The organism is Pengzhenrongella frigida, assembly GCF_004168625.1.
Classification (GTDB): domain Bacteria; phylum Actinomycetota; class Actinomycetes; order Actinomycetales; family Cellulomonadaceae; genus Pengzhenrongella; species Pengzhenrongella frigida.
Genome location: NZ_SDWW01000004.1, coordinates 126,307 through 143,873, shown reverse-complemented (window position 1 = coordinate 143,873; position 17,567 = coordinate 126,307). Strand labels below are relative to the sequence as shown.

The following is a 17,567-nucleotide window of genomic DNA, read 5'->3' as shown; positions in this document are numbered from 1 at the left end:
TTGCGGCCCCGGCTACGAACAGGTCCCATCACGTCCTCCAACACCTCTCGGTGTTGCGACGTTCGCTGGAATCCGCCCTGCCCGGAGGCGGCCAATTAGCTGCCCGGTGGCGGACATGAGAGTTGCCCGCTGGCGGTCATGAGATCTGCCCGACACGACGTTCTTCGCCTCGCCGCTTGCAGCGGTTGAGGCCCCTCCTGGGGTGCGGTTGGCGGTGCTGATGCGCCGTTCGCCCCCAGGAGGGACACCGTGAAGTCTGCCGAGGAGATCATGAACATGTTGGAAGCGTTCGACTTGACCGGGTCGTTGCGTGATGCCGGGGAGCTGTCCGGGGTCTCCCACCACACCGTGGCCCGCTATGTCGCGGCCCGCGACGCGGGTGCGTTGTCCGATCGGGCCGCGGCCCGCGCGCAGCTGATCGACGAGTTTCTGCCCAAGATCGAGGAGTGGGTCGAGAGGTCCAAGGGCAAGGTCCGCGCGGACGTCGCCCACGACAAGCTCGTCGCGTTGGGCTTCACCGGCTCCGAGCGCACCACGCGCCGGGCGGTAGCGGTGGTCAAGGCGAGCTTCCGGGTCGGGCGGACCCGGGTCCACCGCCCGTGGGTGACCGAGCCCGGGATGTGGCTGCAGTACGACTTCGGCGACGGGCCCGTCATCGACGGGGCCAAGACCACGTTGTTCATCGCGTGGTTGGCGTGGTCGCGGTTCCGGGTGGTGCTCGCGATCAGGGACAAGACCTCACCGTCGGTGATGGCCGCCCTGGACGTCACGCTGCGGCGCATCGGTGGGGCGCCGACGTATCTGCTCACCGACAACGAGAAGACCGTGACCGTCGAGCACGTGGCCGGCATGGCGGTCCGCAACCCCGCGATGGTCGCCTTCGCCCGCCACTACGGCGTCACCCTGCACACCTGTGTCCCGGTGGACCCGGCCACCAAGGGCGGTAGCGAGTCGTCGGTGAAGATCGCCAAGGCGGACCTGGTCCCCAAGGACACCAACCTCCTGGACGCCTACGCCTCGTTCGCGGACCTCGAGGACGCGTGCGAGGCGTTCTGCGCGCAGGTCAACGCCCGCGTCCACCGCGTCACCCGCCGGACCCCGGACGCGATGCTCGCCGAGGAACACACCCGCCTGCACCCCGTCCCGGTCGACCCGCACACGGTCGCGTTCGGCCTGACACGGGTCGTGCCACCCAAGACGCCGATGGTCACGTTCGACTCCGGGCAGTACTCCGTGCCGCACGAGCTGCTCGGGGCCACGGTCTGGGTGCGGGTCCACGGGCGCGGCGCCGACGAGCAGGTCGTCATCGTCCACGTCGGGGCCACCGGACCGCTCGAGGTCGCCCGCCACGCCCGCGCGACCCCGGGCAGCCCCCAGATCATCGACGCCCACTTCCCACCTGCGCCGCCCGGCGCGCTCGGCCGGGTCCCGCTCGCGCGGACCACCGCCGAGGCCGCGTTCCTGGTCCTGGGCGACGGCGCCAGGGTGTGGTTGGCCGAGGCCGCCGCCGCGGGCACGACCAAGATGCGCGTGAAGATGGCCCAGGCCGTGGAGCTCGCCAAGCTGTTCACCCCCGAAGAGGTCGACTGGGCGCTGGGCCACGCCGCGGTCCATGCCCGGTTCGCCGAAGCCGACCTCGCCTCGATCCTGGACCACCACCACGCGGCCACCGCAGCCGGACCGGTCAACCAGGCCGGCGAGGACCGGTCGTTGACCCAGGGCACCCGCGGCTGGGCCACCCTCGGCACAGCGACCTCTGCAACCACGGCGACCACGGCGACGGAGGTGACCGCGTGAGCGCCCCGTCCCGGACCCGCGAGGCGTCCGTGCCGGTGATCGGGGTCCCGGCCGCGCCGGCGATGCCCGAGGACGTCCAGGCGCTGTTGCACCGGTTGCGCCTGCCGCACATCCGCCGCCACGCCCCGGACGTGATCGCCACCGCCAAGGCCCAGCGGTGGGAGCCCGTGGAGGTGCTGCGCGCCCTGCTGGTCGAGGAAGCCGCCGGGCGCGAACGCTCCGCGCTGGCAACCCGGCGGGCCGGCGCGGGGTTCCCCACCGGCAAGACCTTCGACGCCTGGAACCCCGCCGCATCCTCGATCCCGGCCCCGACCCAGCAAGCGCTCCGCACCCTGGAATGGGTGCACCGCCGCGAGAACCTCGTGGTCTGCGGACCCTCCGGGACGGGCAAGACGTTCCTGCTCGAGGCCCTCGGGCAGCACGCCGTCGAGCAAGGACTACGGGTGGCCTGGTTCACCCTGGAAGACCTCGACGCGCTGCTGCGCCACCACCGAGCGGACGACTCGGTGACCAAGGCCATCGCCCGGGTCCTGCGCGCCGACCTCGTCGTGGTCGATGACATCGGGCTGCTGCCGGTGGCGCAGGACGCGGCCGAGGGTCTCTACCGGCTCGTCGACGCCGCCTACGAGAAACGCTCGGTGGCGATCTCGTCCAATCTGCACCCGGCCGCGTTCGACGAGCTGATGCCCAAGACCCTGACCACGGCGACCGTCGACCGACTCCTGCACCACGCGCACGTCTGCCAGACCAGCGGCGAGAGCGTCCGCCAGGCCCAAGCCCTCGCTGGCCAAGGGGTGAGTCCGTTGAGCTGAGCACCCGGGCCGTTGATGGTCAGTACTGGGCAGATCCCATGGCCATCACCGGGCACTTCTCGTGGCCGTCACCGGGCAGGTCTCACGACCGCCTCTGGGCAGAACTCAATGGCCCTTGACACCGAAGGATCTTGATCGCTCGTGGGCCAAGCCCATGCAGGGCGAGAAGTTGGCGCTCGCTGGCGCCCTCGAGGTCGGCGATCGCGCGATATCCGGCGGACTCACAGGCGCGAGCCGCTGGACGGCCCACTATCGCCAGTAGTGGTGCTGATGAGTCGGCCATGCCCGACAGCGTTCACGCGAACCGCGCAATCGGCAAGGGGCAACCACCCGGTCCGGTCGCGATCCGCGCTGCCCGCGACACCGTCTACTGGTCGCCAAGTGCCTCCGGTCCGCTACGGGTGGCGCGGAGCCAAGGCCGACGGATCCGCACCTGCGGATCGATCGCATCGAGCAGCCTCAACGCCTGCACGACGGAGCTCGCCGTCGTGCAGGCAACGGTCGCCCGGCTGGTCGCGGGCGAGCTGCGGTCGGCCACGTACCCGGGCCACCGAGCTTGATCGTTGGACGTCCGGTCACCTCCGCGCCTTCGTAGGGTGAGGTCATGTACACAGCAGGGGATCTTGTGGGCACCGGGCGCGGACGACGACTTTGCTACGAGCTCGCACAGCGCAGCGGGAGCGGGGACGAGGTGCGCTGGGCCATGTTTGCCGAGGTGCACCGTGTGCATGAGGAGCGAGGGGACCTGGGTGGGAGCGTGGCTTGGGCCGTCTTAGGAACGGCGGGCGGCAAAGCGCCGGACCTGCCTCCCGCGCGCGCCCTCAGCGACGTGCTCACCGAAGTTGATCCGACCACCTTGAACATGGGTTCGAGAGATCTGCTCGCGGCGCTCTCCGACACCGTGACCTCGGCCATGGGCTGGCAGCCGCCGCACGCGGAAGACGTCGTGCTCGCCCACCCCGCGGTCCGAGCCGCGCTGACCCCGATCGCCGACGTCGTGGCGGACAACCCGAGATCTGGATGGTGGACGGCACCGCTGGACCGTGACACTCAGATCTACACCCGGTTCGAGCCGACGACGGTCGTCGGCCGGCCACGGGGCACCGCCGCCGAGCGGCTGCGCCGCTGGCGGGACGGCATCGCGGACCAGGAACGCGCCGCTGCGCAGTACCGCGCCAGCCACCCGTCGACCCCGTTGGGCGGCATGTGGTGGGTGACCCCTGCCCTCGCCGGACTCGACAAGACGACTCGCGCACTGCCCGACGCGGGATCTGCAGCCCTATGGCTCACGGAGGACGAGATGGGATGGGAGTCTGCGGACCTGGTGCCGTGCACCGTCGACCCTCATGCCCTCGTGCTCGAGATCGACGGGCCCGACGCCTGGGCGTCCCTCGTGGCGAGCTACCCGCTCGACGTCACCTCCTCGCGAGCGCCCGACTGGTGGGGCGCGGTGGACGCACACGAAGGCGACTGGCTGATCCCCGACTGGTCAGCCGTGGCGGCGGACTTCGCTGGGGTTCACGTCAGCGTCCTGGCCTGGCTGATGACGTCCGGCGAGGCCGTCTCTCCGCGGCCCCGTGCCACGACGACGCTGGCCGGCTGGGACCCCGACGCCACCTGGTGGCTCACCGACGGAGTGCACCATGCCGACACCGGCCACCTCTGGGTCCGCCAGGACCAGAACTGGGTGCGCGCCAGCTGATTCAGTCGCACTTGCCACAGCGCAAGGCTGTCGTCAAGCGCTGGGTCGGTCCTGAGGGGCAGTGCCGCGCCGTCGATTTGGCCGGACCGGTTACTCCAACGGTCAATGGTGGGCTGCGGCCGGTCCCCGCCCGTGATCGGGCGGGTCCCGGCCGCAGCGAGCGGCCTTCTGTCTACGGGGTTGTGGTGCTCGGTCCGCGGAGCGTGATCTCGATGCTTCCCCCGACGGCCATATCGACCCGTGTGCACGATGCTGCGGGGTCTTCGATTGCGGTCAACGGCCAATGGTGGGCATCTCCGAGCGCGCTTGTCGCGACTGCCTTCGCCTCACCCAGGTTCACGCACTTGTCCGCGATGCCGATCCGCAGCGAATCCCGAAGTTCGAAGACGAAAGGGTCAGTTCCGTGACCATTGTGTGTCTCGATGTCATCCCGGTTGTTCGGGGTGACAACCAGCGCGAGTTGATCCGGGTCGACGAACGCGGTCGCACAGATCCACGGTCCCTCCGGTTCGCCATTGACGGGCGGTGGTGGACGCGTGCCGGGCGCCTTGTTGGTGACCGACCAGTCCGTCAACCCGAGCCGGTCCAGCTCGGCCTGGGCGAACACGTTCGCGTCATCCGCGGCCAAGCAGCTCGAGCCGAGTCCGTCGACCATGTCCACAGTGCTCGCGTCGAGTTCGAACAGCACCTCGTCGCGCGGCGTGACCGCGGGAAACAGGGTGGCGTCCGCTGGCACCTGATCTCGGGGGGCCACGAAGACCATCGGGTTGCCGGCACGGAAGGCAACGGGGTCATCGATCGGGGGCCGGCCGCTTAGTGCCTGGTATTGCTGGCAATCGGCCACTGGATCGGCTGTCAGAGGCGGGCCGCCGGTGCTGTCTGCAAACCCGTCGTTGTTCCCCACCCAGTGCGTGAGGCAGGTGATCCCGTCCGCTGCGCCGCCTCCGCCGACGTACCCCAGCTGGTGCGCGGCGAAGGCGGCCCCGCCACCGAGCAGTGCGACCGTGACGATCGCACCGGTCACGCCGCGTCGCCCGATCCGTCTCCTGGAACTGTGTGCCAACGGCAACTGTCGACCGGTCATGGTGATCCCCTCTCGAAGGGCGACCAGCGCCCCCGCGTCGACGGGTGAGAGGTCCGCCTCGGATACCGGGTTCACCGCACCCAACTGCGCGAGCACGTCGTCGTTCCTCATCGGGCCTCCTCCGTTCCGGGACGGGCGGGCGCCCTTCCACTCATGACATGTCCGGATACTGCGGGCCGTTTTAGCGGCCCTACCCCGGGCGCGTCGCTCTCCACCGACTGCATCTCGGCGAGCAAGCGGCGACGCGCTCGATGCAAACGCACCCGAACGGTCGCGCGCGGTATCTGCAGCACCATCGCGATCTCCTCGCGGGCCAACTCCTCCCACGCGACCAGTCGCAGAAGCTCCCGGTCATCAGGACTCAAACGCTCCATCGCGATCTCGACGGCTGTGGCGCAAACCTGGGGCGGTGGCACTGCCACCTCGCGCAGCGAGGTCCGCAGCCGCTCGCCCAACGCGAGTCGGCGATGCTCGCCGCGGTAGTAGTTCGCCAGGACTCTGCGTGCGACGCCGAACAACCACGCACGCGCCTGCTCATCAGGCGGCACCTCGTCCAGCCGCCGCCACGCGACTAGGAACGTCTCGGCGACGATGTCGGCCGCGTCCGCGGGATCAGCAACCCGCCGCACGGAGTAGGCAAGTAGAGGTTGATGGGTGCGATTGAACAGAACGGCGAACCGCTCTTCCGGTGAGATCACTGGGCCCCTTCCACGGGTAAGAGTCTCTCAACCCGTTCATGTCCAGGTAGGGCCGAACCGTTACACGTCGCGGCACATTGCCAAGACCGCGCCGCTTGGCTGTCGCTTTGCGCTGTTGTCCATCCGGGCCGCCGGAGCTCGCTGGTACGCGTTCCCGCGGGAACGCCTTTCCAGAGCGGATGTCGGACAACGGTCGCAAAGGATCGACTCGCGATTCCGACAGGCCACCGTGGGTCGGGTGGCCTGATGCCCGACGAGATGCCCTGCGAGGTGCACCACCAACCCGGATCGGGAGGCGGGGAGCCATCGTCTCGGGCGTCAGAATGTTGCCTTGAGAAGCCGTCGTGTTCCTTGCCAAGTTCGAGATCCTCCGGCGGTCGGTAGCCCATACGCTCCGACAAGTGCATCAGGATCTCGAGCACCCGGTCGCGTGTCTTGTCCATCGCGCTTCCAAGAGTTCGAAACTCCGCGGTCGGAGCGTCGCAGATCTGGATTACCTCGATGTGCCGCCCTTGCCGTGGTCCGGGCCGGTGAGGCCGACATCGACGACCCAGTGATACCAGTGGTCGTCGATCGCCCCCAGGACGCCCTGCGGCACCTCGGCGACCAGGGGGCCGCCGTGGAGGTCGATCCACATCCAGGAGTACGGCGTGGTCGTGTTGGCAGTGAGTCCGATGTAGTGGGGGTGGATCAGTCGCTCCCAGGTCGGCAGCGTCACGTTCGGCGGCCCGAACTACAGTAGCCCCTTCTTCATGGCCACCTGGTTCACCGGCGCCAACGCCAGCAGGTACGCCTGCACCGCCCGCTGGAAGTCCAGGTTGTCGAACAGCGTTGCCGTCGTGGCGTCGTCGGGGAACCCGTCGAAGAACCGCAACGTGCCCAGTCGAGACTCGACAGCATCCGGAGTCTCGACGCCAGGCGGTGTAGGCGTCGTCATTGCAGCCTCCTGAAGAGATCCGAAAAACTACTCTCGCCGAGGACGATGAGTGCTTCACCCCGCACGGATTCGGCCCGCTACGTCCTGAAATGCACACTCAGCCGACACCGCGACGCTCCCTCCGGACCCTTCGCGCGCACAGCCGTCGGCGTGGACCGAGACCCCCAGCTTCGCGTCTCGCGGTCGCCACGTCGGCGCCGGAGGCGATCAGCAACCAAGCGTAGAAGCGTCAGACCTAGACAGTTAAGTGGTTGCGCAACTATGGTGATGGAAGAGCGATCGAAGGAGATGGTCATGAACCTCGACCCCCACCCAGCAGCACCCGACCGCGCCGTCCTCGATGACGCCGCCGAGGTGTTCGCTCTGCTCAGCGCGCCGGGGCGTCTGCACCTTCTCTGGATCCTCTCGAACGATGAGGTCGACGTGACCACGCTGGTCGCCGCCGTCGGCGGGACCAAAGCAGGGATCAGCCAGCACCTCGCCAAGCTCCGCCTGGCGGGGTGGATCGATCGGCGCCGCGAGGGGCGCCACGTCCTCTACCGGGTCGTCGACCCCCACATCGTCACCCTGGTCCACCAGGCTGTCGAGCACATCCTCGACCTGCGCGCCCACGGGACCACGGGGCCACAGACACCTGAGATGACACCCGGCGGACGCGCCAGCATCGCTCACGAGAAGGAACTCCGATGACACCCGCGATCGCGACCCACGATCTGAGCAAGCACTTCGGATCCGTGGCTGCCCTCGAGGGGATGGACCTCGAGGTCCGCCAGGGCGAGACGTTCGGGTTTCTCGGCCCGAATGGAGCCGGCAAGTCGACCACGGTGCGGCTGCTGCTGCACCTGATCCGCCCGACCCGCGGATCCGCCGAGATCATGGGCATCGACGTCGGCGATGTCGAGCGCGCCCACCGCCACGTCGGGTACGTGGCCGGCGACGTCGCCCTGTGGCCGCAGCTCACCGGAACCGAGACCCTCGACCTGCTCGGCAACCTGTCCGGCCACGTCGACACCGCGTTCCGCGCCGAGCTCATCGACCGCCTCCAGCTCGACCCGTCCAGGCGCGTGCGGTCCTACTCCAAGGGAAACCGGCAGAAGATCGCACTCGTCGCGGCCTTCATGACCCGACCCGACGTGCTGCTGCTCGACGAGCCGACATCGGGCCTCGACCCGCTCATGGAAGCCGTGTTCCAATCCCTCGCCCGTGAGGCGGCCGCCCGCGGGCAGACCGTCTTCTTGTCCTCGCACATCCTCGACGAGGTCGAGGACCTGTGCGACCGCGTCGGGATCCTGCGTGCCGGCAAGCTCGTCGAGGTCGCCACCCTCGACGACCTGCGCGCGCGTGCACACCACGGTCGTCGAGATCGTCGTCGACGGCCCCTTCCCCCTGTTCGACGACGTCCCCGGCGTCACCGCCGTCGACCTGATCCCGGGCGGCGCGCGCCTGTCCGTGACCGGCTCACCGGCCGCGCTGCTCACCCGGTTCGCAAATCTGCCCGTGCTGCGCATGCGAACCGACGAGCCCTCGCTCGAAGAGATCTTTCTCACCTACTACTAGGGGCCGCGCACCGCAAGCGCCGGCCAAGGAGCATCGCCCGATGAGTGGAAACCGTGGCACCAGGTGGGCCGTCGAACGGCTCACCATCCGCCTGACCCGGCGCTCGACGCTGCTGGCATCGCTCGCGCTTGCGGGCTACGCCGCGCTCGAGTTCCGCGTGATCGAGGCGACCTATCCCGACGACGCGGCGCGCGCCGCGCTCCTGACCTTCGGTGACTTCCCCCTGTTGCGGACGATGCAGGGAGTCCCCTACAGCACCGAGTCGGGCGCGCTCGTCGCGTGGGACGCCGGTTGGATGATGTCACTCGTCGTCGGGGTCTGGGCGATCACGACGACCGCCCGGATCCTTCGCGGCGACGAGGACGACGGGCGCGCCGAGGTCACCCTTGCCGGGCCCGTCCGGGCCTCAAGGATGCTCGCACGTCAGGCCGCCGTCTTGCTCGCCTCCTGCGCGGGCGTCGGCCTCGCAGTGGGCCTCGCGCTGATCACGTCGGGAACCCCGCCAGTGGGTGCGCTGCTCTTCGGGGCGACGATCTGGGCGGTCGGTGGGGCGTTCGTCGGTCTGACGGCACTGACCGCGCAGGTCTTCGCGTCCCGTTCCCGGACGCTGGGTGTCAGCACGGGCCTTCTCGGCGCGGCGCTCGTGCTGCGGATGACGGCGAACAGCACGGACTCGCGCAGCTGGCTCGCGTGGGTCACTCCCCTCGGCTGGTCCGACCACGTCCGGCCGTTCGGCGACAACCAGGCGCTCGCCCTGCTCGTCCCCGTCCTCGTCGTCGGGGGGCTCGTGGGCTGCGCGATCGCGCTTCGGGTCCGCCGCGACTCACGCACCGGATTTGTGCGGGAGCGAGGCGAACGGCCCTCCCGTGCCTGGGGCCTGACCAGCCCGCTCGCCTTCGCGTGGCGGACCAGCGTCGGCACGCTCGTCACCTGGGCGATCGCGCTCGCCGGATGGGGCCTGGCCACCGGCGCCCTCGTCCCGACGATGAATGACTTCGTCGCTGCCGACCCGGCCTTCCAAGACGTCCTGGCGGGCATGGGGATGAACGTCTCCGACGTCACCAAGGGTTTCGTCGGAATGACGGCGACGATCACCGGAGTGGCGTTGTCGGTCTTTGCCGCGACCCGGATCGGTGCGGCCCGCACCGAGGAGTCGTCCACGAGGCTGGACCAGATCGCGACACGATCGGTGCTCCGCCGGCACTGGCTCGCGGGGCACATCGTCCTGGCCCTCGCCTCGGTGATCCTCCTCGCCGTCGTCGCGGGATCCTCGACCTGGGCGGTCGCGGCCGCCATGGGTTCCGACCTGACCCTGCGCGACGCGATGGCTGCGGTCCTGAACACTGTTCCCGTCGCCGTCGTCTTCGGGGGGCTCGCGGTCCTGCTGCTCGGGTTCGCGCCGCGCGCCACCGTGACCGTGGCCGCGACGGGCGCCGCCGTCGCCTACTTGCTGCCGATCATCGGACCGGCCCTCGACTGCCCCGACGCCGTCGTGGGCGCGTCACCGTTCTGGCACCTCGGCGCCGTCCCGATCGACGCGGTCGACCTCACCGCGGCCGTCGCGCTGGTGGCCATCGGTGCTGTGTTCGCCGTCGTCGGCATGCTCGCCTTCGAGCGCCGCGACCTGGTCGGCGCCTGAAGCGCCGACACGCCGCCGATGGAGGGCAATCCGGACAACTGTGCTCTGATAGCACCTGTCACCCCTGGAACGAGGGGTCGACAGCTCGCACACCTGAGTCGCGGGACTGGCCGCGGTCACCGCCCCCGGGCGGGGAGGGGGTCCGCGTGGTCTACACGCTGTCAACGCCCACGATCATTGCCGGCGACGCGGCAACCCACCCGTACGCGGGCCAGCTGCTCGCCGCGCTCAGCGCCGTTTTCCGGCTCACCGAGCAGGGCGTCACCGCACTCGGAATGTGCGCCCTGGATGCCGACCCGGACGCCACCGCGCGCGCCTGGGACCTGGCGGAGTACGCCGACGCGTCCGCGCTGACCACCGCGCACGCCCTGCGCACGGTCAGTGTCGGCGGTCGGCGCGGCGCCAGCGAGGAGCTGTCGCGGGCACGGTTCGGGCACGTGGGCGACGTCGCGAGGCTCGTGGTGGCCGAGGCGGGCCGGTGGCCGGACCGCGCTCGGGTGGCGGTCCCCGGCGCGGGACTGTCACCCGGGTCCGCCGCGGCTGCTGCTGCCGTGGTCGCCGGGTGGTGGGTCCGCCCGCACCTCGCCGCCGCCCCCTTCGAGGTCCTCACCGAGCCGTGGCACGCCGCCCTCCGGTCGCAGGAGGGCGCGCTGGTCGAGGCGGCTGACCTGTACGGACCGCGCGGGGGCTACGTGGTCGACGTCCAAGATCGGGTCGGTGCGAAGGCCCTGACGCTCGACGCGCTGGCGTCGGTCCGCTGGGCTCCCGGGGTCTGGGCGGCCGCGATGCACTCGGCCGCCTGGGCGGCGTTCGCCACGGGGCGGCTGCACTCGCAGCTGCTCGCGGTCGTGGATGTCACGTCGGCCCTCGTGCACGCCCATCCGACGGCCGGAGCCTTCGCCCTGAGGTCAGCGCTCCCGGCGTTGCATGCGCTGACGGTCGCCGAGCTCATGGGAGACGTGCTGGGCGACGAGCCGCTGGCGGTCCTGCGCCTGGCGGACGGGCGCGGCTGAGGTCAGCGGTCGGCAGCCCGCGAGCGGTCTCAGGCCTGGGAGCCGTAGGCCTGCGCGCGGGTGACGTAGCGCGCGGAGTTGCCGTGCATGCCGGCGATCTCCTCGTCCGTCAGTTGACGGCGGACCTTGCCCGGCACCCCCGCGACCAACGACCGGGGCGGGATCACGGTCCCTTCGAGAACCACCGACCCCGCACCGACCAGCGAGTCACGGCCGACGACGGCACCCGTCAGGACGGTGGCGTTCATGCCGATGAGGCAGCCGTCCTCGATCGTGCAGCCGTGCACCACGGCGCCGTGCCCGACGCTGACGCCGGCGCCCACGATCGCCGGCGAGCCCAGCTCGGTGTGCACCACCACGTTGTCCTGGAAGTTCGACCCGGCGCCGAGGACGATCTCGTCGATGTCGCCGCGCAGCACCGCGCCGAACCACACGCTCGCGTCGGCATGGATGCGCACCTTGCCGATCAGGGCGGCGTTCTGAGCGATCCAGGCGCTCTCGTGTACCTCGGGCGTGCGTCCCTCGAAGGGCAGGCTGATCATGCGCCCGAGACTACTTGGCCGAGCAGGCCCGATCCGCAACGGGCGCGGACGGCGGGAGCCGCCCGGTCAGCCCTCCTCGACGACGGCGAGCCAGAAGTCGCCGAAGGCGACCGAGGAGCCGGCCGGGATCCGCACCCGCTGCTCGGCCGCGCACAGGATCTGGGCGCCGTCGTGGAGCGTGACGACCGTGCCGTTGGTCGAGTTCCGGTCCCGCAGCCACACGCCGTCGGCTTCGACCCCGATCGCGAGGTGCGTCTTGGAGACCGAGCGCCCGGGGTCGACGGCGGCGAGCAGCTGGCTGGGGGGTGCCTCGCCCGGGCGCGGCGCGGGGTTGCGCCCGATCAGCGCCGTGCCCTCGAGGACCACCGTTCGCCCGTCCCACAGCTGGAGCACGGCCTGCATCCGGGGCGGTCCGACCCGTCGGGCGGGTGTCAGCAGCGGCGTCGCGACGGCGTCCGTCGACGTGAGGCGGGTGAGCTCGACCTCGTCGTCCAGCGCGGGCGCCACCGCGGGACGGACCGCCCACGGCGGCGGCGTCGACACCGCGACCGCGCTGGCGACCAGCGGCTGCGGCGCGGTCCGACCGGGGCCGTCGTCGTACGTGCGCGCGGACCGAGGAGCGCCGACCCCCGCGTCGGCCGTGGCGGGGTCCCGTCCGACCGCGACGTCGAACACGATCGTGCCGGCGGCCTTGTCGTGCCAGCCTTGCCGCCACCCGCCCGCGTCGAGGAACGGTGAGGCGTACACCACGGCCTGCCCGATCCCGAAGACGAGGCTGCCGGCCATCACCACGAGCTGGCGCAGGAGGATCCGCATCAGCCCCGCGGGCTGGCCCGTCGCGGCCGCGAGGGTCCGCAGGCCGACCGCACGCTTGCCGAGCGTGAAGCCTCGCGTGCCCTGGTACCACCACTGGAACAGCGCGAGGCCGAGGATGAGCCCGTACCCCGCGAGGGCCAAGGGCGTGCTCGGCACGAGCGCGGTCGCGGTCGTGGCCCCGGAGTGGATCTGGTCGAGCCCGCTCGCCAGGACGATCCCCCCACCGACGATCAGATACGCCGCCTGGTCGATCACGAAGGCGAGCAGACGCTTGCTCATCGTGGCGGGCAGCGATCCTGGCGTTGACATGGGGTGTGGCCACTTCCTGGTCGGGTCGGCCCGCGTCGGGCGGCGTGGTCCTGGTCGGTGCGGCGCGGGTCCGGCACGGGACGGTCGACGGCCCGCGGTCCGATCCGGCTGCACCCGATACATCGGCAGCGCGGCGGGGTTTCGTGAGGGGATCAGGTGCGTCGCGCACGCCGTGGGGTGCGCCGAGCGCGCAGGGACGCCGTCGACCACCGGGCCCGCCAGCGATGGCGCCGTGGCACGACCGTGCGCATCGCCGCGGCGAGCACGTCGACCTGCGCCCAGTACGCGTCGACCTGAGCGACCGCGGGCGCGCCGCGCCCGAAGACGACGGCGTCCGCGTCGGCCGCGAGCCCCACGACCGCACCGCTGATGCCGAGCCGCCCGAAGGCGCCGGTGCGCCGGGTGTCGTCCGCGGCGGCGGCGAACGCCCCGGCGAGGTCGACCGCGATCTCGCGTCGGGTGGCGCGGGCCGGCGCGGCACGCCGGAGGTCACGAGCGTGATCGAGGATCTCGTCCCACCCGCCGACCACCTGAGCGACCCCGTCACCGGTCGACCGACGCAGACGACGTCGGCGACGCTTCGCCGCGATGATCAGGAGCAGCGGGGTGAGGACCAGGAGCACGGGGACCGTCGCGGCCGCACCGATGGCCACGAACGTGCGCCACGAGTCGTCGTCGCGGGCCTCCTGCTCGGCGTCCTCGGTGCGCGGCTGCTCGGTGTCTTCGGTAGGAGGCATGACCGGATCCGCCGGCGGCGGGGGCGGCTGCATGACCTGGGGCTGCGGCTGGGACTGGTCCTGCGGGGTGTCGTCCTGCGGGGTCTTGGTGTCGGGCGGCGTCGGGTAGAACGACACCCAGCCGCGCCCGGCGAAGTTGATCTCGACCCACGCCTGGACGTCCTCACCACGGATGGTGATCTGCACGGCGCCCGCCTGCTCCTCGTCGGGCACGAACCCGAGCACGACCCGGGCGGGCAGGCCCATCCCACGGGCCATGAGCGCCATCGCGGACGCGTACTGCTCACCGTCGCCGACCATGAGGTCGCCGCCGAGCAGGGTCGTCAGCCGGTCCGCACCGTGGCCGGACAGGGAGGGGTAGTCGCCCGAGTCGGTCAGCCCGTGGCTGAACCAGCCGCGCTCGGCGAGTCCCGCCTCCAGGCTCCGGGCGATGAGCACCGGCGAGGTGGCCGTCCCGGCGAGCTCGCCGGCGAACAAGGACACCGCGTCGGGGACGTTCCGCGGCTCGGGCAGGCTCACGGACCCCACGGGAGCCGCGCCGATCTCGTCGTCGTCGGGCAGGGCAGGAACCACGACCTCCTCGGTCCAGCGCGTTCCCGCGGGAACGCCCGAGGTGAGCACCGCGGTTCCGGTGGCGTCGTTGTAGCGCAGCTCATCGGCGAGGGCGCGCGCGTCGGGGCCGTCGAACGCGAAGCTCTCGGCATACCCGACTGTCGGCAGCCAGACGAGCGGCAGATCGTGCACCTCGATCTCCACCCGCGCACGCGAGCCGCGCTCCGCGGTGGCGATGTGCTCCCCGACCCGTCGGAACTCCCCCGAGCCCCGCGCCGCCTCGGCGCCCGCCACGTTCCAGACCACGCCGTCGAACGCATCCATGGTCGCGAGACGCACGGTGGCACCCTCCGGCAGGCCGTGCACCGTCAGCAGGTCGGTGTCCTTCCAGTCCTTGACGAACTCGCGGAACCCCGACAGCGGGCTCGGGTGGTCCTTGGGGTCGAACGGCGGCACGAGGTCGTCGCGCAGCACCATCCGGGCGGGCGGGGCGAGCAGCGGGCCGACGACGGCGCCGCTCGCCGCGACCACGGCGGCCATGACGGTGAGGGAGACCAGGCGGCGCGCCACGAGGCTCCCGCGCCGCATCGCCGCCCAGGTCACGAGGAGCACGACCAGGACGACACCGGCGGCCACCGGCTGGACGGTCTGCTTGGTGCCGAGCAGGACCGACAGCCCGAGGACCACCGGAGCGACCACGGCGGCCCACACCCCGGCCGCGCGCGGCTCGGCCCGCAGCGCGATGCTGACGGAGACGAGCACCCCGACGAACGCAAGCAGGTAGGGCGCGACGAGCAGGTTCCCGCTCGCACCGAGCTCGGGCTCGAGGGTGAGGACCTGCTTCCAGACGGTCACGACCGCGGCGAGCAGGGAGGTGATCGAGGCCGGGGTGGGCAGCACGGCGAACACCGTGGTGCCCGGCGTCGCGAGCGACGCACCGGCGCCGAGGTACACCAGGATGGCGACCGCAGCCGTCACCAGGGCAGACCAGCGGCGCCACGCGGCGACCACCGCGACGGCGGCACCCGCGACCAGGCCACCGAGGATCGGCGGCCACACGGCGGCGACGCCGTACACGGGCAGCAGCGGGAGCAAGGCGATGGCCAGGCCCGCCACCAGCACGACGACGTCGACGGCGGGCGGTGTGCCCGCCGCGCGCAGCTCACGGGCGCGCGGCTCCCGTGCACGCAGGTCCGCGGTCATCCCGCCACCACCCGGCGAAGCACGCGGGGCAGGTCGGCGAGCGACCCCAGCTGAGCCAGCGTGAGCGACCCGTGCTGGACGACGTCGACCGGCTCACCGTTGCCGCACAGCAGGATCAGCGCGCGGACACCCACGGGCAGGCGGGCCGCGTGGGCGCGCAGCGCGCGGCGGCTGGGGACCGACCCCGTCACGAGGATCGCCACCGACGCATCCGGCGCCTGGCGCGCGACCCACTGCGCCAGGTGCTCGCTCGACCGCCCGCTGGAGGTGGCCTCGATCGCGGAGCAGTCGTCGAGCAGCCGTGGCGGCGAGGCGGTGCGCAGCGCACCCGATCCGGCCAGAACGGTGAGGTCACGCTGGTCGCGCAGGGCCTGGACCCCGATCGAGGCCGTCGCCGAGACCGCGAGCTCGAACTCCTCGACGCTGCGGTAGTCCGCGGAGGCGGTCGACAGCGCGACGGCGGTGTGGGTGCGGCGGGTGTCCTCGAACTGGCGGACCATGAGCTCACCGACCCGGGCGCTGGTCTTCCAGTGGATGTGCCGCCGGTCGTCGCCGGCGACGTAGGCGCGCAGCGCGTGGAACGACATGTCGGAGTCCGAGATCACCCGGGTGGCCTGGCCCTCGAGGTCCCGCAGCACCCCGGCCGCCGCACCGCCGAGCGACACGAGCTCGGGGTGGACGTAGAGATTGACGGGCTCGGTCCAGCGCACGCGGCGGCGCACCAGGCCGACCGGGTCTCCGCGCACCGAGCGCACCGGGCCCACCACGACGACGGCGCGGCGCGTCGTCGGGATCGCGAAGACATCCTCGTGCGCGGCCCGCGGGCCGAGCGACGGCAGGTGGAAGTCCGCGGACCCCTGCCCGACGGGCAGCTCGATCTGGGCGGGCAGCAGGCGGCGGCGGGACGTGTTGCGCACCTCGAGGCGCCCCACGGCGCGCTGCCCCACGGTGACGCGGTTGGTCGACAGGTCGAGGTCGACCGCATAGGTGGACCGGCCGATCGTGAAGCCGAGCGCGGACAGCACGAACCCGGCCAGCGCGGCCGCGACCACGCTCAGCTCGACCCACCCGAGCCACCAGCCGACCGCTCCCGTCACCAGCGCGGCGACGACGACGCCCCAGCCGAGCCCCGAGACGGGACGCGCCGCGCGTCTCGCGCCGCGAGCCAGCATCCGCACAGCGTGCACGTCAGCCGATCCGCGCGGCCGGGGGGTCGGTCGCGGCGAGGATCCGGCCGAGCACCTGCTGGGCCGTGACGCCGGCGAACTCCGCCTCGGTCTCGAGCATGATCCGGTGGGCGAGCACGGGCTCGGCCAGCAGCTTGATGTCGTCGGGGATGACGTAGCTGCGGCCCTGGGACGCGGCCCAGACCTTCGCGGCCCGCACGAGCGAGAGGCCGCCGCGCACGCTCACGCCCAGCGCGGTCTGCGGGTCGAGCCGGGTCTCCTCCGCGAGCCGCGCGACGTAGTCCAGCACGGCGCCGTCGGTGTGCACGCCCGCCGCGAGGTCGGCCATCTCGGCGACCCCCGCCGTCGTGATCCTGGCGGTGAGGACGCTGGTCCGGTCGCGCTGGGCGGCCCCCGCGAAGATCCGGACCATGGAGTCGCGGTCGGGGTAGCCGAGCGAGGTCTTGATCAGGAACCGGTCGAGCTGGGCCTCGGGGAGCCGGTACGTACCCGCCTGCTCGATGGGGTTCTGGGTGGCGATGACCATGAAGGGCCGACCGACGAAGTGCGAGACCTTGTCCACGGTGACCCGGGACTCCTCCATGACCTCGAGCAGCGCGGACTGCGTCTTGGGCGAGGCCCGGTTGATCTCGTCGGCCAGCACCACCGAGGCGAAGATCGGACCTTCATGGAAGTCGAACGTCCGGGTCGCCTGGTCATAGATCGTCACCCCGGTCACGTCGGACGGCAGCAGGTCCGGGGTGAACTGGATGCGGCTGTGCGTGCCCTGGACCGTCGCGGCGATGGCCTTCGCGAGCGAGGTCTTCCCGGTTCCGGGCGCATCCTCGAGCAGCAGGTGCCCCTCGGCGAGCATCGCCGTCAGGGCGAGCCGCACCACGTGCTCCTTGCCGAGCACCGCCAGGCCGATGTTCTCGACGAGCGCGTCGAAGGTGTCGGCGAACCACGCGCTCTGCTCGGGGGTCATGGTCGTGGCTGTCTGCGA

General features: G+C 71.5%; 17 protein-coding genes and 1 pseudogene. 9 read left to right on the top strand and 9 right to left on the bottom strand.

Going from position 1 to position 17,567, the window contains the following annotated elements; genetic code table 11:
• Positions 1 to 249 precede the first annotated feature (249 nt).
• The 4 genes from istA to EUA98_RS02775 all read left to right on the top strand — a co-directional run bounded on the left by istA (position 250) and on the right by EUA98_RS02775 (position 4,311).
• Complete coding sequence (istA, locus tag EUA98_RS02795) at positions 250 to 1,797, top strand: IS21 family transposase (protein WP_130101132.1); 1,548 nt, start codon at positions 250 to 252, stop codon at positions 1,795 to 1,797.
• Positions 1,794 to 2,609, top strand: coding sequence for an IS21-like element helper ATPase IstB (istB, locus tag EUA98_RS02790; protein ID WP_305038276.1), 816 nt, complete (start codon positions 1,794 to 1,796; stop codon positions 2,607 to 2,609). Before istA ends, istB begins: the two co-directional genes overlap by 4 nt.
• Before the next feature lie 281 nt (positions 2,610 to 2,890).
• Positions 2,891 to 3,169: a hypothetical protein gene (locus EUA98_RS02780; protein ID WP_130101130.1), complete on the top strand. Its 279-nt coding sequence runs from the start codon at positions 2,891 to 2,893 to the stop codon at positions 3,167 to 3,169.
• A gap of 197 nt (positions 3,170 to 3,366) precedes the next feature.
• Positions 3,367 to 4,311 (top strand): hypothetical protein, encoded by a 945-nt coding sequence (locus EUA98_RS02775; RefSeq protein WP_130101129.1) that lies wholly within the window; start codon positions 3,367 to 3,369, stop codon positions 4,309 to 4,311.
• Positions 4,312 to 4,483: 172 nt separating this feature from the next.
• Here EUA98_RS02775 and EUA98_RS02770 read toward each other — a convergent pair whose 3' ends face one another.
• The 4 genes from EUA98_RS02770 to EUA98_RS20005 all read right to left on the bottom strand — a co-directional run bounded on the left by EUA98_RS02770 (position 4,484) and on the right by EUA98_RS20005 (position 7,030).
• Entirely contained in the window at positions 4,484 to 5,506 is a 1,023-nt protein-coding gene (locus tag EUA98_RS02770) for a hypothetical protein (protein WP_130101128.1), read from the bottom strand.
• A complete protein-coding gene (locus EUA98_RS02765) occupies positions 5,503 to 6,093 on the bottom strand; it encodes an RNA polymerase sigma factor (protein WP_130101127.1) in 591 nt (196 codons plus the stop codon). Before EUA98_RS02765 ends, EUA98_RS02770 begins: the two co-directional genes overlap by 4 nt.
• A 493-nt stretch (positions 6,094 to 6,586) precedes the next feature.
• On the bottom strand, positions 6,587 to 6,811 hold the full coding sequence (locus EUA98_RS20010) for a DUF1254 domain-containing protein (RefSeq protein ID WP_207218947.1): 225 nt from the start codon (positions 6,809 to 6,811) through the stop codon (positions 6,587 to 6,589).
• Positions 6,812 to 6,826: 15 nt separating this feature from the next.
• Positions 6,827 to 7,030 carry a hypothetical protein gene (locus tag EUA98_RS20005; protein ID WP_207218946.1) on the bottom strand — a complete coding sequence of 68 codons (204 nt, stop codon included), beginning with the start codon at positions 7,028 to 7,030 and terminating at the stop codon, positions 6,827 to 6,829.
• A gap of 294 nt (positions 7,031 to 7,324) precedes the next feature.
• Between EUA98_RS20005 and EUA98_RS02755 the strand changes: the two genes are divergently transcribed.
• The 5 genes and pseudogenes from EUA98_RS02755 (at position 7,325) to EUA98_RS02740 (ending at position 11,239) form a co-directional block, all read left to right on the top strand.
• Positions 7,325 to 7,720, top strand: a complete 396-nt coding sequence (locus tag EUA98_RS02755) for an ArsR/SmtB family transcription factor (RefSeq protein WP_130101126.1) — start codon at positions 7,325 to 7,327, stop codon at positions 7,718 to 7,720.
• Positions 7,717 to 8,220: pseudogene (locus tag EUA98_RS20515) on the top strand (ABC transporter ATP-binding protein); the annotation flags it as partial. The gene EUA98_RS02755 and the pseudogene EUA98_RS20515, both read left to right, overlap by 4 nt.
• Positions 8,221 to 8,371: 151 nt before the next feature.
• On the top strand, positions 8,372 to 8,587 hold the full coding sequence (locus EUA98_RS20165) for a DUF4162 domain-containing protein (RefSeq protein WP_242511233.1): 216 nt from the start codon (positions 8,372 to 8,374) through the stop codon (positions 8,585 to 8,587).
• Between the two features lie 40 nt (positions 8,588 to 8,627).
• Positions 8,628 to 10,226, top strand: coding sequence for an ABC transporter permease (locus tag EUA98_RS02745; RefSeq protein WP_130101125.1), 1,599 nt, complete (start codon positions 8,628 to 8,630; stop codon positions 10,224 to 10,226).
• A gap of 146 nt (positions 10,227 to 10,372) precedes the next feature.
• Positions 10,373 to 11,239, top strand: coding sequence for a hypothetical protein (locus tag EUA98_RS02740; RefSeq protein ID WP_130101124.1), 867 nt, complete (start codon positions 10,373 to 10,375; stop codon positions 11,237 to 11,239).
• A gap of 29 nt (positions 11,240 to 11,268) precedes the next feature.
• On the opposite strand, the gene EUA98_RS02735 is transcribed toward EUA98_RS02740, so the two are convergent.
• The 5 genes from EUA98_RS02735 to EUA98_RS02715 form a co-directional block, all read right to left on the bottom strand.
• Positions 11,269 to 11,781 (bottom strand): gamma carbonic anhydrase family protein, encoded by a 513-nt coding sequence (locus EUA98_RS02735; RefSeq protein ID WP_130101123.1) that lies wholly within the window; start codon positions 11,779 to 11,781, stop codon positions 11,269 to 11,271.
• Positions 11,782 to 11,847: 66 nt separating this feature from the next.
• A complete protein-coding gene (locus tag EUA98_RS02730; RefSeq protein ID WP_165372693.1) occupies positions 11,848 to 12,876 on the bottom strand; it encodes an RDD family protein in 1,029 nt (342 codons plus the stop codon).
• A 182-nt stretch (positions 12,877 to 13,058) separates the two neighbouring features.
• Positions 13,059 to 15,398, bottom strand: coding sequence for a transglutaminase-like domain-containing protein (locus EUA98_RS02725; protein ID WP_130101121.1), 2,340 nt, complete (start codon positions 15,396 to 15,398; stop codon positions 13,059 to 13,061).
• Positions 15,395 to 16,570, bottom strand: a complete 1,176-nt coding sequence (locus EUA98_RS02720) for a DUF58 domain-containing protein (RefSeq protein WP_130101120.1) — start codon at positions 16,568 to 16,570, stop codon at positions 15,395 to 15,397. Before EUA98_RS02720 ends, EUA98_RS02725 begins: the two co-directional genes overlap by 4 nt.
• Positions 16,571 to 16,586: 16 nt before the next feature.
• Positions 16,587 to 17,549, bottom strand: a complete 963-nt coding sequence (locus EUA98_RS02715) for an AAA family ATPase (RefSeq protein ID WP_130101146.1) — start codon at positions 17,547 to 17,549, stop codon at positions 16,587 to 16,589.
• Between the last annotated feature and the right edge of the window lie 18 nt (positions 17,550 to 17,567).